Below are 15761 nucleotides of genomic sequence, written 5' to 3' on the forward strand. Positions count from 1 at the left end.
CACAGCGGGTGCTGACCCGCCTTGCCACTCACGACGGGTGCGCGGTCAGAGGCGGCAGGAGCGGATGTCGGAGGCCAGGATCGCCTTGGCGCCGACCTCGGCCAGTTCGTCCATGATCTGGTTGACCTTCTTGCGCGACACCATGGCGCGCACGGCCACCCAGTCTTCGTGGGCGAGCGGGGCGACCGTCGGCGACTCCAGGCCCGGCGTGATCGCGATCGCGCGCTCCACCAGCGTCCGCGGGCAGTCGTAGTCCAGCATCATGTACTGCTGCGCGAACACGACCCCGCGCAGGCGCGCGGCCAGCTGCGACTTCGCCTTGCTCTGCTCGGTGCCCCGGCGCTGCAGCAGCACCGCTTCCGACACGCAGATCGGGTCGCCGAAGGCCACCAGGTTGTGCTGGCGCAGCGACCGGCCCGACTCGACGACGTCGGCGATCGCGTCCGCCACGCCGAGCTGGATCGAGATCTCCACCGCGCCGTCGAGGCGGATCACCTCGGCCTCGACGCCGTGGCGGGCGAGGTCGTCGCGGACCAGCCGCGGGTAGGACGTCGCGAGCCGCTTGCCGTGCAGGTCCGCCGGCTTCCACTCCCGGCCCGCCGGGGCGGCGTAGCGGAACGTCGAGCCGCCGAAGCCCAGTGCCTGGACCTCCTCGACCGGGGCGCCGGAGTCGAGCGCGAGGTCGCGGCCGGTGATGCCGAGGTCGAGCTCGCCGGAGCCGACGTAGATCGCGATGTCCTTGGGGCGCAGGAAGAAGAACTCGACCTCGTTCACCGGGTCGAGCACGGTCAGGTCGCGCTGCTCATGCCGCTTGCGGTAGCCCGCCTCGCCGAGCATCTCCGTCGCCGCGGCGGCGAGGGCTCCCTTGTTCGGCACGGCAACACGCAGCATTGCTTTCTCCTCGTTCTTCGAGCGACCCGTCACAGGTAGCGGTAGACGTCCTCGGTCGACAGGCCACGGCCGAGCATCAGCACCTGCACCCGGTACAGCAGCTGGGAGATCTCCTCGGCGAGGCGCTCGTCGGACTCGTGCTCGGCGGCGATCCACACCTCGCCGGCTTCCTCCAGCACCTTCTTACCCTGGGCGTGCACCCCGGCATCCAGGGCGGCGACGGTGCCGGACCCGTCGGGACGGGTACGCGCGCGCTCGGCAAGCTCCGCGAACAGCTCATCGAAGGTCTTCACGGTCCGGAATCCTTCCATCCCGCAACCCCCGACGCCGCTTCGCCCCGCCGCGGATGCATCCCATCTCACACGGCCGTGGACGCGGCTTCCCACGAACTGGGATCCGGCCGGACGAGAGGGCGGCAAGGTTGCCGCCGGCGGCTGATGAGCCGAACCCGGGCCGCCTGCGGCATGGCTCGGGAGCGACCGGCGCCGATCGCCGCCGCGGGCGGCGCGAGCTCGCCGAGCGCCGGTCGCCAGGAGCCGGTCTTGGGCGCCGTTCGCCGGGGATCTCCGCCGGGCCCGGGCTTTGGCGTTCCGCCGCCGGGCTGCAACGGGTCCGCCGCCGGGCACTTCGGCCGCCGGGCACCGGTCGGCCGCGCGCCGGATTGCCCGCGAGGGCTCGGCGTTGCCCGATTCCGGACACCCCGGCGCCGGAGCCCGGAGTGGTGGCAGTTCCCTGGCCCACCCGATTCCCCGTCATGTCTCAGAACAGCGCGCCCTGCTCGAAGTCCAGCAGGTACCGCTTGCGCTCGAGGCCGCCGCCGTAGCCGGTGAGGGAGCCGGTGGAGCCGACCACCCGGTGGCAGGGGACGATGATGCCGATCGGGTTCTTGCCGTTGGCCAGGCCCACCGCCCGCGACGCCGCCGGGTTGCCCAGCCGGTCGGCGAGCTGGCCGTAGGAGATCGTCGTGCCGTACGGGATCTTACGGAGCTGGGCCCAGACCGCCTGCTGGAACGGCGTGCCCACGAAGGCCAGCGGCACTTCGAACTCGTGGCGCTGCCCGGCGAAGTACTCCTTCAGCTCGGTTTCGGCGCGGTCGAAGATCTCCGCGCCCGGGTCGTGCGAGCCGAAGGTCAGCTCGTCCGGGCGGTGGCGCTGGTCGACCATGTAGAGGCCGCAGAGCGCGGCCCCCTCGGCGACCAGCGTCAACGGGCCGCACGGGCTGTCGACGACGGCGTGGGTGCGCATCGGGACTCCTGTCTGGTTCATGCCGCGGGCATCCGGTTGATCGCGTGGTCACCGGTGGCCCACAGGTGCTGGGTGGCGTAGGCGCGCCAGGGGCGCCAGGCCGCGGAACGGGCGACGACGGCGGCCTGGCCGCCGAGGCCCAGGGTTTCCGCCGCGTACTTGATGCCGAGGTCGGTCGGGAGGAAGGCGTCCGGGTCGCCCAGCGCGCGCATGGCGATGCTCTCGACCGTCCACGGCCCGAAGCCGGGCAACGCGCTCAGAGCGGCCCGCGCCGCCTCCCAGTCGCTGCCCGCGCTGAGGTCCAGGCCGTCGGTCAGCGCCGTCACCAGCGCGAGCAGCGTGCGACGGCGGCTGCGCGGCATGGCCAGGGTCTCCGGGTCCAGCGAAGCCAGCGCCGCCGGTGACGGGAACAGGTGCGTCAGGCCGCCTTCGGGGTCTTCGACCGGTTCGCCGTGCGCGACGACGAGCCGGGCCGCGTGGGTCCGCGCCGCCGCCGTCGAGACCTGCTGCCCCAGCACGGCGCGGACGGCGAACTCGGCCCCGTCGACCGTGCGCGGGACGCGGCGGCCGGGCGCGGCCGCGACGAGCGGGGCGAGCAGCGGGTCGGTGGCGAGCTGGTCGTCGACGGCGACCGGGTCGGCGTCGAGGTCCAGCAGGCGACGGCACCGGCTGGTGGCGGCGGGCAGGTCCCGGAGGTCGGCCAGGGTGAGCCGGCAGGCGATGTGGCCGTCCTCCGGTTTCAGCGCGACGACGCCGTGGCCGTGCGGCAGCCGCAGCGTCCGGCGGTAGGCGCCGTCCCGCCACTCCTCCACCCCCGGCACGCCGGTGGCCACGAGGTGCCCGAAGAGGTTGTCGGGGCACAACGGCTTCCGGTAGGGCAGCCGCAGGACCAGCGCGCCGGCCGCCGCCGGCCTGCCCTTCGCCCGTTGCCGCAGCTGGGTCGGCGAGAGGGCGAACACCTCGCGGACGGTGTCGTTGAACGTCCGGATGCTGCCGAACCCGGCGGCCAGGGCCAGCTCGGTCATCGGCAGCGCGGTCGTCTCGATCAGCGTCCGCGCGGTCTGCGCGCGCTGGGCGCGGGCCAGGGACAGGGGGCCGGCGCCGAGTTCGGCGAACACCTGGCGTTCGACCTGCCGGACGCTGTAGCCGAGCCGGGCGGCGAGGCCGCGGACGCCTTCGGTGTCGACGACGCCGTCGGCGATCAGCCGCATCGCCCGCGCCACCAGGTCGGCGCGCTCGTTCCACAGCGGCGAACCCGGGCTCGCGTCGGGACGGCACCGCTTGCACGCCCGGAACCCGGCCTGCTGGGCGGCCGCCGCGCTCGGGTAGAAGCTCATGTTCCGCGGCTTGGGCGGCACCACCGGGCAGCTGGGCCGGCAGTAGATCTTCGTCGTCAGGACGGCCGTGTAGAACCACCCGTCGAACCGGGCGTCCTTCGCCTGCACGGCCCGCACGCACCGTTCGAAGTCCTCATGCACCCCGTCAGCATCGCGGACGCCGGGGACCCGGGGCTAGCGGAAATGCGACATGGTGGTGATCAGCCGAGCAGGGCCGCCAGCGCCGGCACGTCGATGCCCACCAAGGATTCGCGGAACACCCGCCGCTCCCCCGCCTCGACCGGGACGTCGTTCGGGATCACCAGCACGGTGCAGCCCGCCGCGACGGCGGACGCGGTGCCCGGCGGCGAGTCCTCCACCGCGACACAGCGCGCCGGGTCGACCCCGAGGAGCTCGGCCGCCTTGAGGTACGGGCGCGGGAGGGGCTTGTTCAGACCTTCGACCTCGTCGCCGCACACGGTGACGTCGAAGAAGTCCCGGCCGATCGTGTTCAGCGCGAGCTCGGTCAGGTCACGTTCGGTCGAGGTGACCAGCGCCGAGCGCAGGCCCGCTTCGCGCACCGCCGTCAGCGCCTCGCGCGCGCCCGGGCGCCACGGCAGTTCGTCGTCGAACAGCCCGGCCGTGCGACGGCGGATCTCCTCCCCCGTCGAGGCGATCGCCTCGGGGGTGACTGGGAGGCCGACCACTTCGAGCAGGTACGCCGAGGTGTCGTCCATGTTGGACCCGACGAGGGTCATCCGCTGTTCCTCGGAAAGCTTGCCGCCGAGCCATTCCGCCGTCTCGTAGAGGGCGACGTCCCACAGCTTCTCGGAATCGACGAGCGTGCCGTCCATGTCCCACAACACGGCGTCGATACGGTCCACAGTGGAGGCTCCTCAGGTGTTGAAGTACTTGGCTTCCGGGTGGTGGCAGACGATCGCGTCGGTCGACTGCTCGGGGTGCAGCTGGTACTCCTCGGACAGCTTGACCCCGATCCGGCCCGGTTCGAGGAGGGCGACGATCTTCGCCCGGTCTTCGAGGTCGGGACAGGCGCCATAGCCCAGGGAGAACCTGGCTCCACGGTAGCCGAGCTTGAAGAAGTCCTCGACGTCGTCGGGGTCCTCTGAGGCGACCGCCACACCGCCGGGGAAGGTCAGCTCCTGCCGGATGCGGCAGTGCCAGTACTCGGCCAGCGCCTCGGTGAGCTGCACGCCGAGGCCGTGCACCTCGAGGTAGTCGCGGTAGGCGTTGGCCGCGAACAGCTCGTTCGCGTAGTCCGCGATCGGCTGGCCCATGGTCGCGATCGTGAACGGGACGACGTCCACCTCGCCCGCTTCGCGCGGCCGGTAGAAGTCGGCCAGGCACAGCCGCCGGTCCCGGCGCTGGCGCGGGAAGGTGAAGCGCAGCCGCTCGGGTGCGTCCGGTTCGGGCGCGGTCAGCACGACCAGGTCGTCACCTTCGGCGTAGCACGGGAAGTAGCCGTAGACGACGGCCGCGTGGGCCAGGATCCCGTCCGCGGTCAGCCGGTCGAGCCAGTACCGCAGCCGCGGGCGTCCTTCGGTCTCGACCAGTTCCTCGTACGTCGGCCCGGCGCCGCCGCGGGCGCCCTTGAGCCCCCACTGCCCCATGAACGTCGCCCGCTCGTCGAGCATCGCGGCGTAGTCGGCGAGCGCGACGCCCTTGACCACCCGGGAGCCCCAGAACGGCGGGCTCGGCAGCGGCACGTCGGTGGCGACGTCCGACCGTGCCGGCAGCGGCCCTTCGTCCTCGGCCTTGCGGGCTTTGCGCGCTTCGGCGATCCGCAGCGAGCGTTCGCGGCGTTCCTTGCGCTCCTGACGCTTTTTCTCCGCGTCGGCGTCCACGAGCGGCGACTCGCCGCGCTTGGCGGCCATGATCGCGTCCATCAGCCGCAGGCCCTCGAACGCGTCCCGCGCGTAGCGCACGTCGCCGAGGTACAGCTCGGTCAGGTCGTTCTCCACATAGGACCGGGTGAGCGCCGCGCCGCCGAGCAGCACCGGCCAGCGCGCCGAGACGCCCCGGGAGTTCATCTCCTGGAGGTTCTCCTTCATGATCACCGTGGACTTCACCAGCAGCCCGGACATCCCGATCGCGTCGGCGCCGTGTTCCTCGGCGGCGTCGAGGATGGTCGTGATCGGCTGCTTGATGCCGAGGTTGACGACTTCGTAGCCGTTGTTGGACAGGATGATGTCGACGAGGTTCTTGCCGATGTCGTGCACGTCGCCGCGCACGGTGGCCAGCACGATCCGGCCCTTGCCCGAGTCGTCGTCCTTTTCCATGTGCGGCTCGAGGTGGGCGACCGCGGCCTTCATCACCTCGGCGGACTGCAGCACGAACGGCAGCTGCATCTGCCCGGACCCGAACAGCTCGCCGACGGTCTTCATGCCCGACAGCAGCGTGTCGTTGATGATCTGCAGGGCGGGGCGCTGCTCCAGGGCCGCGTCGAGGTCGTCGGCGAGGCCGCCCCGTTCGCCGTCGACGATCCGGCGTTCGAGCCGTTCGAACAGCGGCAGCGCGGCCAGCTCCTCGGCCCGCGACGCCTTCGACGACGCCGCGCTGCCCCCTTCGAACAGGGCCATCAGCTCCTGCAGCGGGTCGTAGCCTTCGCGACGGCGGTCGTAGACGAGGTCGAGGGCGACCGCGCGCTGGTCGTCCGGGATGCGGGCCATCGGCAGGATCTTCGACGCGTGCACGATGGCGGTGTCGAGCCCGGCCTGGACGCACTCGTGCAGGAACACCGAGTTGAGGACCTGCCGGGCGGCCGGGTTGAGACCGAAGGAGATGTTCGACAGGCCGAGCGTGGTCTGCACCTCGGGGTGGCGGCGCTTGATCTCGCGGATGGCCTCGATCGTCTCGATGCCGTCGCGGCGGGATTCCTCCTGGCCGGTGGCGATGGTGAAGGTCAGCGCGTCGATGATGACGTCGGAGGTGCGCAGGCCCCAGTTCCCGGTGATGTCCTCGATGAGCCGGGTCGCGATGTCGGCCTTCTTCTGCGCGGTCCGGGCCTGGCCTTCCTCGTCGATGGTCAAGGCGACGACGGCGGCGCCGTACTCGCTGACCAGGTCCATGACCTGGGTGAACCGGGATTCCGGGCCGTCGCCGTCCTCGTAGTTGACGGAGTTGACCGCGCACCGGCCGCCGAGGCGTTCGAGGCCCGCGCGCAGCACGGGGACCTCGGTCGAGTCGAGCATGATCGGCAGGGTGGACGCGGTGGCCAGGCGCCCGGCCAGCTCGGCCATGTCCGCGGTGCCGTCGCGGCCGACGTAGTCGACGCACAAGTCCAGCAGGTGGGCACCGTCGCGGGTCTGTTCGCGGGCGATCTCGACGCAGTCGTCCCAGCGGCCTTCGAGCATCGCGGTGCGGAAGGCCTTCGAGCCGTTGGCGTTGGTCCGCTCGCCGATCATCAGCACGCTGGCGTCCTGTTTGAAGGGCACCGCCTGGTAGAGCGAGGACACGCCCGGCTCGGGCCGCGGCCGCCGGGGCACCGGAGACGTGTCCGCGACGGCCGCGGCGAGCTGCCGGATGTGCTCGTCGGTGGTGCCGCAGCAGCCGCCGACCAGGCCGACGCCGAACTCGCGGACGAACCCGGTCAGCGCCTCGACCAGGGCTTCCGGACCGAGCGGGTAGACCGCGCCGTCCGGGCCGAGCTCGGGCAGGCCGGCGTTCGGCATCACCGACAGCGGCACCCGGGCGTGCTTGGCCAGCTGCCGCAGGTGCTCGCTCATCTCGGCCGGGCCGGTGGCGCAGTTGAGGCCGATGACGTCGATGCCGAGCGGTTCGAGCGCGGCCAGCGCGGCGCCGACCTCGGTGCCGAGCAGCATGGTGCCGGTCGTTTCGACGGTGATCGAAGCGAGGATCGGGACGTGCCGCCCTTCGGCGGCCATCGCCCGTTTGGCGCCGATGATCGACGCCTTGGTCTGGAGGATGTCCTGGGTGGTTTCGACGATCACCGCGTCGGCGCCGCCGGCCAGCAAGCCGCGGACTTCCTCGCGGTAGGCGTCACGCAGCGTGGTGAACGGGGCGTGGCCGAGCGTCGGGAGCTTCGTGCCGGGCCCGACCGAGCCCAGCACGAACCGGGGCCGGTCCGGCGTCGAGAACTCGTCGGCCGTCTCGCGCGCCAGCCGGGCCCCGGCCTCGGCGAGCTCGAAGATCCGCCCGGTGATGTCGTACTCGGCGAAGTTGGCGAAATTGGCCCCGAAAGTGTTCGTCTCGACGGCGTCCGCGCCCGCCTCCAGGTACCCGCGGTGCACCGAGCGGACCACGTCCGGCCGGGTCACGTTGAGGATCTCGTTGCAGCCTTCGAGCCCGCCGAAGTCGTCCAGGCTCAGGTCGTGGGCCTGCAGCGCGGTGCCCATCGCCCCGTCGGCGACCAGGACGCGCGTGCGAAGGGCATCGAGGAACGGTGACGACAGGCGGTCGGACATGCTGAACAGGGTAAGGCCGGTGGTCGTAGGCTGGTCCGGTGAGTGAGCCCGTCGACGAGACCCCGCGGCCGCCCGGCGGCCGCCCCGAACCCACCCGACCGTTGATGGTCGTCGCCTTCGAAGGCTGGAACGACGCAGGTGACGCGGCCAGCCGGGCGGTCGAGCACCTGCAGCTGAACTGGGACGCCACCCCGCTGGCGGAACTGGAGCCCGACGACTACTACGACTTCCAGGTCAGCCGCCCGACCGTCCGGATGGTGGACGGCGTCACTCGACGGGTGGACTGGCCGACGACGCGGCTGTCGGTGTGCCGCCCCGACGGCTTCGACCGCGACGTGGTCCTCGTCCAGGGCCCCGAGCCCAACATGCGGTGGCGCGCGTTCTGCGCGGAGCTGCTGGAACACATCCAGCAGCTCGACGTCGCGACGGTGGTGACGCTGGGGGCCCTGCTCGCCGACACCGCGCACACCCGGCCCGTCCCGGTCACCGGAACGGCGTACGACAAGGACACCGCGTCGCTCTACGGCCTCGACCTGAACAACTACCAGGGCCCGAGCGGCATCGTCGGCATCCTCCAGGACTACTGCGTGCAGGCGGGCATCCCGGCGGTGTCGATCTGGGCCGCGGTGCCGCACTACGTGTCGCACCCGCCGTCCCCGAAGGCGACGCTGGCGCTGCTGCACAAGCTGGAGGACATCCTCGACGTCGAGATCCCGCTGGGCGCGCTGCCCGAGCAGTCCGAGGAGTGGCAGCGCACGGTCAGCGAGATGGCCGACGAGGACGAAGAGATCAGCGAGTACGTCCGCAGCCTCGAAGAGCGCGGCGACGCCCAGAGCGAGGTCGCCGAGCAGGACGTCAGCGGCGACAAGATCGCCGCCGAGTTCGAGCGCTACCTGCGCCGCCGCGGCCGCGGCGGCGGGCAGGAAGGCTTCGGCCTGCGGTGACTCACTTGCGCCAGCTGGTGGCGAACGCCCGCGCGGGGTTCGCCACCAGCATGGCCGTGACGACGTCGCCGCCGAGCTGCTTGGCCAGCCGCGGCGCCAGGGTGGTGAGCAGGTAGGCCGCGCCCGGCTGGTTGCGGGCGGCCGCGGTGGTCGTGTCGCCGCCGAGCAGGATCTGCCCGCCGTGCCCGGCCTCGACGAGCGCCTCGAGGCCGTCGAAGAGCTGCGGGTCGGTGGCGTGGTTGGCCCGCGAAGGGCCGTCGAAGCCCAGGAACACGCCGGTCTCGGCGATCTCCCGCTGCAGCCGCGGGTCCGGGTTCCGGTTCAGGTGCCCGAGGATCACCTTGTCCGGGGGGACGTCCAGCTTGCCGCAGAGCAGTTCGGCCACCTCCAGGGCCGCCGTGCCGAGTTCGAGGTGCACCGCGATCGGCGCGCCGGTCTCCTCGTGGGCGACCGCCGCGGCGGTCATGGTCAGCCGGGCGTGCGAGTCGATCGTGTGGAAGGCGCCGGCCACCTTGACCAGCCCGGCCCGCGGGCCGGTCCGCGGCTCGTCGGGCAGGTCGGCGGGCTGCGTCCCCTCGGTCAGGTCGGCGACGAACTCCCGGACCGGATCGTCGATGACCCGGCCGAGGATGACCGGGGCGTAGTGCTCCGCGCGGTGCAGGCCGGTGGCCGCGACCAGGTGCACCCCGACCTCCTCCGACATCCAGGCGAGCTCGCGCGTGCGCCGGGTCAGGCCGTACGGCGTCCACTGGACGAGTGCCGCGCCGCCCCGCGACTTGAACTCGAGCAGCGTGTGGGCGGCCTCGGCCGGGTCGTCCAGCTCCTGGCCGGGCAGAAGTTTCGAGGCGAAGAAGAGGTGGTCGTGCGCGTTCGTCACGCCGAGTTCAGCCGGATCGATGTCGCCCAGCACCGTCCGGACCTTGGGTTCCCCAGTCACGACCCCGAGTGTAACGCCTAAGCCGTTACGATGGCGAGGTGTCCGAAGACTTCCGCCTCGACATGGGCGCACCCTGGCTGAACCTGCTGGCCACCCGCGGCCGCCACTTCGGTGCCCAGCCGGTCGAGCGCCTGCCCACCGTGGACCGGCTGCGCGACTGGCTGGCCGCCTGCGAGCTGACGCCGCTCGCCCCGGTCACGGACGCCGACCTGCGCGCGGCCCGCGAACTCCGCGAGAGCCTGCGCGAACTCGCGCTGGGCGCGGTCGACGGGCTTGCGCCGCGAGCCGACCAGGTGACCCCGCTGACGGCGTTCCTCAAGACCGAGCCGGTCCACCTCGCCGCCCTCGACCGCCTGCACCGCAGCGCTCCCGCGACCACCGCCGACGCGCTCGGGCGGCTGGCGCACCAAGCCGCGGACTGGCTCACCGGGCCGCTGCGGGCGGACCTGCGGGCCTGCCCCGAGCAGGACTGCCGCGGGGTGTTCGCCGATCCGGGCGGCCGGCGGCGGTGGTGTCCCGCCCCCGCCTGCGCCAGCCGAGGCCGCGTGCGCGCGCTCAGGGAGCGGCGGCGCGCGGAATCATGACGCCCGGGTACCGCCGGAGTCGTGGGGGGGGAACAGGGTCAGAACACTGTTTCCCACTCACGACCGGCCGCGGCAGACTGCTCACCGGCGCCCCTCAAGAGGGCCACAGGATCCTGCGCATCGGCACCGCACCTCGCGCCCGCTTCCGCCACTCGCGCGGATAACCCAGCGAGACCTCCTCGAACCGGACGCCGTCGGCCTCGGTGCTGCGCGGGATGTGCAGGTGCCCGTAGACGGCGATCTCCGCGCGGTAGCGGACGTGCCAGTCCTCGGTCTTCGTCGTGCCGCACCAGAGCGCGAACTCCGGCCAGTACAGCGGCGCCGTCGGGTGCCGGTGCAGCGGCCAGTGCGACATCAGGATCGTGCCGTGGTCCTCGGGGATGGCGTCGAGGCGCTCGGTGCTGATCTTCAGCCGGGCCTCGCACCACGCCTGGCGGCTGGGGTACGGGTCGGGGTACAGGAAGTACTCGTCCGTGCAGACCACCCCGGCCTCGCGGGCCTGCCGCAGGGCCTCCTCCAGCGACTCGCCCTCCGCGTCCGGGGTCCGCCAGCTGTAGTCGTAGAGCAGGAACAGCGGCGCGATCGTCAGCGGCCGCGAGCCGTGCCGCCAGACCGGGAACTCGTCTTCCGGGGTCAGGACGTCGATTTCGCGGCACCGCTCGACCAGGTGCTCGTAGCGGGCCTGGCCGCGCAGCTGGCACTCGTCGTTCTTCGTCGTCCACAGCTCGTGGTTGCCCGGTACCCAGACGACCTTCGCGAACCGGCTGCGCAGGGTCTTCAACGTCCCGATGGTGGCTTCGGCCAGCTCGGCGACGTCGCCGGCGACGAGCAGCCAGTCTTCGGGGGTTTCCGGGACGACCGAGTCGAGGATCGGGCCGTTGCCCTCGTGGGTCACGTGGAGGTCGCTGGTGGCGAAGAGGTGCGGCACCCCTCCACCGTAACCACCGTGGCCGGAGAACCTACGCCAAACCTGCGGATCCCTTCGCGGTGAGCCGGGCTCAGGCGATCGGATCGCGCCGTGGCGGTGACCGTCCCGGAGCCGCGCAGTTCGAGGGGATCGGCGATGGCCGGGCGGTGCCGGAGCGCGGCCAAGGCCGCCTCCAGCCGGTCGGGGGGCCAGCCGAGCGCGGTGGCCAGCTCGGCCACGGGCACCGGCCGTCCGGCGTGCACGAGGGCGGCGACCACGGTCAGGGCGTCGTCCCCGGTGGTCTCCGCGACGGTGCTGCCGCCCATCTGCTCGCTGAGCCGTCCGAAGAACCGTGCCATCCGGGCGAGCCGGGCGCCCGCGGTCGTGTGCGGGCCGAAGCGCTCGCTGCCCTCCCGCGCGGCGTCGGCCAGCCGGCCGTGGGCGCCGGTGTCGGCCTGCCACGCCCGGAGCCAGACGTCGTCGTCGATCCGGTAGCGCTCGCGCCGTCCACCGGGGTCCGGCCCGCGCGCGACCAGCTCCATCGCTTCGAGGGCACCGATGGACTTGGACACCGACGCCGGGCTGACCCGCAGCAGCCGGACCAGGTCGGCCGAGGTCAAGCCGGTCTCGGCGGTGAGCAGGCAGGTGAACACCCGGGCGGTCATCCGCGGGAGGCCGGTGGCGGCCAGCAGGGCCGCGAACTCGTCGACGAACCCGCGCACCGCCTCCGCCGGTTCGCCGCCGGGCCGGGGCGGCCGGCGACGGCGGGCGCGGTGGGCGGCGGCTTCCTGCGCGTGGCCGGGCCGGTACTCGCCGGCCGCGCTGTTGCGGGCCACCTCCCGGCTGATCGTGGACGTCGGCCGGCCGAGCCGCCGCCCGATCTCGGCGTACCCGAGCCCGCTCACGAGCCATCCCGCGATGCGGCGGCGGTCGTCCAGGCTGAGCCTGCGTGCGTTCATCGTCACTCCAGCGCAACGACCCGTTGCGTTCATCGGCAGTCTCGGTGCAATGATCTGCCATTCCACCAGGGATTATGTCGTGATCTCCGTTGAGGCGGCCGAAAACGCGCCATAGCTTTTCCGTATGCGGAAAGAGAAGAAACACGTGTTGGCCATCTCGGCCGTCTCGGACGAAGGCCGGTTCTGGAACGGCTTGAAGAAGGCCCACGGCCGGCTGCCCGCGGGCGCCTCGTGGAAGCTGGCGGTCGCGAGCCAGGACGGCACCCGGGCGGTCAACGTCCTCGCCCACGACTCCGTCGAGGAGGTCCGGGCGTTCTTCGAGACCCACGCCGGGGCGCACGCCACGACGGAGTACTTCGAAGCGGACGCCGCGAACGCGGTCGGGCTCGCCCGATGACGGTCCGGGACCGGGTGTCGGCGCTGGCGGCCGAGTACAGCATCCCGAGCGCCGCGGTCGGCGTCCTGCGCGACGGCGAGATCACCGAGTTCGCCGTCGGCGTCAAGAACGTCGAAACCGCCGAGCCGGCGACGACGGACACGGTCTACCAGTGCGGTTCGCTGACGAAGACGTGGACCGCGCTGGCCTTCCTGCAGTTCGTCGACGAGGGGACGGCGGACCTCGACGCGCCGATCCGGACGTACCTGCCGGAGTTCGCGGTGGCCGATCCGGAGACGACCGCGAAGGTCACCGCGCGGCACCTGCTCAACCACACCAACGGCATCGAAGAAGCCTTCGGCGACCCCGGCGAGGGCGACGACGTCCACGAGCGCATGGTCGAAAACATCGCCGGCGCGCCCCAGGTGTTCCCGCTGGGCCACACCCACGGCTACAGCGCGGCGCTGGGCTACGCGATCCTCGCGCGGGTCATGGAGGTCCTCGACGCCAAGCCCTGGGACGACATCATGCAGGACCAGCTCTTCACTCCCCTGGGCCTGAAGAGCACGAACAGCCGCCGCGAGCGGGTGGATCCGGCGCGGGCCGCGACCGGCCATCTGCTCCGGTCTCCGGCCGAAGGCCCGATCGTCACGCCGGTGGACCACCTGCCCCGGGCGTTCGGCGCCGGCGGCGGCCTCACGTCGACCGTCCGTGACGTGCTCGCACTGGCGCACGTGCTGCTCAACGCGGGGATCGCGCCGGACGGCACGCGGATCGTGTCGGCCGCGGGCGTCCGGGAGATGATGCGGTCGCGGGTGCCGGTCCCCGATCCCTACCTGTTCGGGCCGGAGTGGGCGCTCGGCCTGATCGTCTGCGACTGGCACGGCGAGACCGTGTACGCCACCGACGGCAGCACGATCGGCCAGAACGCCCGGCTGCGGATCCTGCCGGACCGGAACGCCGCCGTCGTCGTGCTGACGAACGGCGGCCCACGGGAAAGCTTCGCGCGCAAGGTGTTCCGCGAGATCCTGGGCCCCGTGCCGGACCTGCCGGAGCCGGACCCGGCGCTGAACCTCGACCTGTCGCGGTACGAGGGCGTGTACGAGCGGCCCGGCACCCGGTACGAGGTGTCCGCCGAGGGCGGCGCCCTGCACCTGACACTGGACCTCGACCCGATGCACGCGGAGTTCCTCGGGAAGCCCGGTCGCGTGCGGTACGAACTGCTCCCGGTCAGCCCGACGCACTTCCTGATGCCGTCGGCGGATCCCCTGGAGGACACCCGGACGGTGGCGCTCTACGACTTCAGCGACGGCGCCGCCCGGTACCTCCACACCGACTGCCGGGTCCACCCGCGGCGCGGGAGCAGCATCAGCAGCCCGGCGAGCACGTAGACGCCGGCCTGGACGTTCAGCAGCACAGCGGGCCCGGTCATCGCGACGAGCGCGCCCGCCAGCAGCGCGCCGGCCGTGGTGAAGGTGGCCACGGCGGCGAACGTCGTGCTCAGCACCCGCCCGGCGCGCTCGGGCGCGACCGCGCTCTGGATCTCCGACAGCACTCCGGCGCCGACCACCACGCCCGGGGCGCCGGCCAGGGCGAACAGCCCGACGTACAGCCCCAGCGCCGTCGTGACGAGAGAGAGGTTCCAGATCACCGCCGACAGCAGGCCCAGCACCACCGAGCCCCAGCCGAGCAGCGCGGCCGGCGCGACCCGCCGCGCCACGGTGGCGACGGCGAACCCGGCCACCAGGCCACCGATCGCCTGCACCCCGCGCAGCAGGCCCGCGTCGGCTTCGCTGCCGCCGAGCACGTCGAGGACGTAGACCACGAACAGCACCAGGAACATGCCCTGGGCCAGCGACGTGAACACCAGCGCGAGCCCGGTGCGCCGCAGCCGGTGGTTGCGGGTCAGCTCGCGCAGGCCGTCGAGCCAAGCCCGCACCACCGGCTCCCGCGCGGACGACGCCGCCGGAGCGGCGACCCGGTGGAACGGCTTGGCCAGCAGCGCCGCGGCCACGGCGAGGACGGCCAGGTACCCGATCATCACGTCGGCGAGGCCGCCGAAGCCGAGCAGGGCGCCACCCGCCCAGCCGCCGGCCAGCCGGGCGACACTGCCGTTGACGCTCATCAGGCCGTTCGCCGCGGTCACGTCCGCGACGCCGACGAGCTCCGGCACGAGCGCGTTGCGCGCGGGTTCGAACACCGACGCCAGCGCCGCCTGGGCGGCCATCACCGCGTACACGACGGTGACGCCGGGCTCGGCCACCAGCGGGAGTGCCACGAGGGCGAGCCCGACGCAGACGCCGAACAGCACCGCGCGGCGGTCCCACCGGTCGGCGACGACCCCGGCCACCGGGCTCAGCAGCACCGCGGGCAGCAGGCCGAGCACGATGCTCAGCGCCGTCGTCGCGGCGGAGCCGGTGCGCTGGAAGACGTACACCGGCAACGCCACCTGCAGCATCCACTCGGCCGTCTCGCCGAAGAACGCGGCCACCCACAGCCGCGCGAACCCGGGCACCCCCAGCAGCTGGTTCATTCCTCCGCCTTCCCCGAGTGCTCGATACGCGGGAACGCGCGGAGGCCGACGTGCACCGAGCGGGCGTCGGCGGGGGCGTCGCTCCGGATGGCGCCGATGTACGGGCGGACCAGCGCGTCGATCGCTTCGGTCAGCCGGGTCAGCTCCGCCGGGGTGACGCGCAGGGCGTAGGTCGACAGCCCGGTCGCGGCCCGCCACTGCGGGTCGAGGTCGTCGAGGGAGTCGAGGTACCGCTGGGTCAGCTCCTGCTCGTGGGTCAGCGTCGCGCCGACCGCGCCCAGCTGCGCGGCCCGGTGGGCCGGGTCTTCGGCCAGGTCCCCCAGCTCGAGGCCGACCTGCCGGGCGCGCCACGGCCGTTCGCGGCCGTCCTCGGCGTCGGCCCGCTCGACCAGGCCGTACTGCGCGAGCTGGCGCAGGTGCCAGCTGCAGTTGGACGCCGTCGAGCCGACCGCTTCGGCGCACTCGCTGGCGGTGCGCGGGCCGACGGCGGTCAAGTGGTTCAGCAGCGCCGACCGCAGCGGGTGCGCCAGCGCGCGCAGCAGCTCGACGTCTTCGATCCGCTTGCGCGGCGGCAGCTCGGCCATGGGTCGCCCTATCTGAAAGAATCATTTCGAAAGTTCTCTTTCA

At 72.6% G+C, this 15761-nt stretch carries 15 protein-coding genes; 4 read left to right on the plus strand and 11 right to left on the minus strand.

Translation table 11 applies throughout. The features are described from left to right. Positions 1-45 precede the first annotated feature (45 nt). From hisG to metH, 6 genes are all read right to left on the minus strand, one after another. Positions 46-891, minus strand: a complete 846-nt coding sequence (hisG, locus tag IE317_RS01605) for an ATP phosphoribosyltransferase (protein ID WP_191306210.1) — start codon at positions 889-891, stop codon at positions 46-48. A 29-nt stretch (positions 892-920) separates the two neighbouring features. Continuing rightward, entirely contained in the window at positions 921-1184 is a 264-nt protein-coding gene (locus IE317_RS01610) for a phosphoribosyl-ATP diphosphatase (RefSeq protein ID WP_043784093.1), read from the minus strand. Between the two features lie 466 nt (positions 1185-1650). Beyond that, positions 1651-2136, minus strand: coding sequence for a methylated-DNA--[protein]-cysteine S-methyltransferase (locus IE317_RS01615; protein WP_191306212.1), 486 nt, complete (start codon positions 2134-2136; stop codon positions 1651-1653). Positions 2137-2153: 17 nt separating this feature from the next. Continuing rightward, on the minus strand, positions 2154-3614 hold the full coding sequence (locus tag IE317_RS01620; protein WP_191306213.1) for an AlkA N-terminal domain-containing protein: 1461 nt from the start codon (positions 3612-3614) through the stop codon (positions 2154-2156). A gap of 59 nt (positions 3615-3673) precedes the next feature. Further along, on the minus strand, positions 3674-4306 hold the full coding sequence (locus tag IE317_RS01625; RefSeq protein ID WP_229902423.1) for an HAD family hydrolase: 633 nt from the start codon (positions 4304-4306) through the stop codon (positions 3674-3676). Positions 4307-4348: 42 nt separating this feature from the next. Beyond that, positions 4349-7894, minus strand: a complete 3546-nt coding sequence (metH, locus tag IE317_RS01630; protein WP_191306215.1) for a methionine synthase — start codon at positions 7892-7894, stop codon at positions 4349-4351. Between the two features lie 38 nt (positions 7895-7932). On the opposite strand from metH, the gene IE317_RS01635 reads away from it, so the two are divergent. Then, entirely contained in the window at positions 7933-8838 is a 906-nt protein-coding gene (locus tag IE317_RS01635; protein ID WP_191306216.1) for a PAC2 family protein, read from the plus strand. A 1-nt stretch (position 8839) separates the two neighbouring features. Here IE317_RS01635 and IE317_RS01640 read toward each other — a convergent pair whose 3' ends face one another. Further along, the gene (locus IE317_RS01640; RefSeq protein WP_229902402.1) at positions 8840-9775 is read right to left on the minus strand and encodes a phosphotriesterase family protein; all 936 of its coding nucleotides are present in this window, start codon (positions 9773-9775) and stop codon (positions 8840-8842) included. A 38-nt stretch (positions 9776-9813) separates the two neighbouring features. Between IE317_RS01640 and IE317_RS01645 the strand changes: the two genes are divergently transcribed. Further along, positions 9814-10359 carry a CGNR zinc finger domain-containing protein gene (locus IE317_RS01645; RefSeq protein ID WP_191306217.1) on the plus strand — a complete coding sequence of 182 codons (546 nt, stop codon included), beginning with the start codon at positions 9814-9816 and terminating at the stop codon, positions 10357-10359. Positions 10360-10453: 94 nt separating this feature from the next. Here IE317_RS01645 and IE317_RS01650 read toward each other — a convergent pair whose 3' ends face one another. Further along, complete coding sequence (locus IE317_RS01650; RefSeq protein ID WP_191306218.1) at positions 10454-11287, minus strand: metallophosphoesterase family protein; 834 nt, start codon at positions 11285-11287, stop codon at positions 10454-10456. Then, entirely contained in the window at positions 11251-12225 is a 975-nt protein-coding gene (locus tag IE317_RS01655) for a helix-turn-helix domain-containing protein (protein WP_191306219.1), read from the minus strand. The genes IE317_RS01650 and IE317_RS01655 overlap by 37 nt, the downstream gene beginning before the upstream one ends. Before the next feature lie 145 nt (positions 12226-12370). On the opposite strand from IE317_RS01655, the gene IE317_RS01660 reads away from it, so the two are divergent. Together IE317_RS01660 and IE317_RS01665 are read left to right on the plus strand one after the other, a co-directional pair. Continuing rightward, positions 12371-12622, plus strand: coding sequence for a hypothetical protein (locus IE317_RS01660; RefSeq protein ID WP_229902403.1), 252 nt, complete (start codon positions 12371-12373; stop codon positions 12620-12622). Beyond that, entirely contained in the window at positions 12619-13992 is a 1374-nt protein-coding gene (locus IE317_RS01665) for a serine hydrolase (protein ID WP_191306221.1), read from the plus strand. The genes IE317_RS01660 and IE317_RS01665 overlap by 4 nt, the downstream gene beginning before the upstream one ends. Here the strand turns inward: IE317_RS01665 and IE317_RS01670 are convergent. Further along, positions 13896-15134 carry an MFS transporter gene (locus tag IE317_RS01670; protein ID WP_191306222.1) on the minus strand — a complete coding sequence of 413 codons (1239 nt, stop codon included), beginning with the start codon at positions 15132-15134 and terminating at the stop codon, positions 13896-13898. The two genes, IE317_RS01665 and IE317_RS01670, sit on opposite strands and share 97 nt — an antisense overlap. After that, positions 15131-15718, minus strand: coding sequence for an ArsR/SmtB family transcription factor (locus IE317_RS01675; protein ID WP_191306223.1), 588 nt, complete (start codon positions 15716-15718; stop codon positions 15131-15133). The genes IE317_RS01670 and IE317_RS01675 overlap by 4 nt, the downstream gene beginning before the upstream one ends. Positions 15719-15761: the final 43 nt, after the last annotated feature.

The sequence above is a fragment of the Amycolatopsis bullii genome (assembly GCF_014654205.1).
GTDB lineage: Bacteria > Actinomycetota > Actinomycetes > Mycobacteriales > Pseudonocardiaceae > Amycolatopsis > Amycolatopsis plumensis.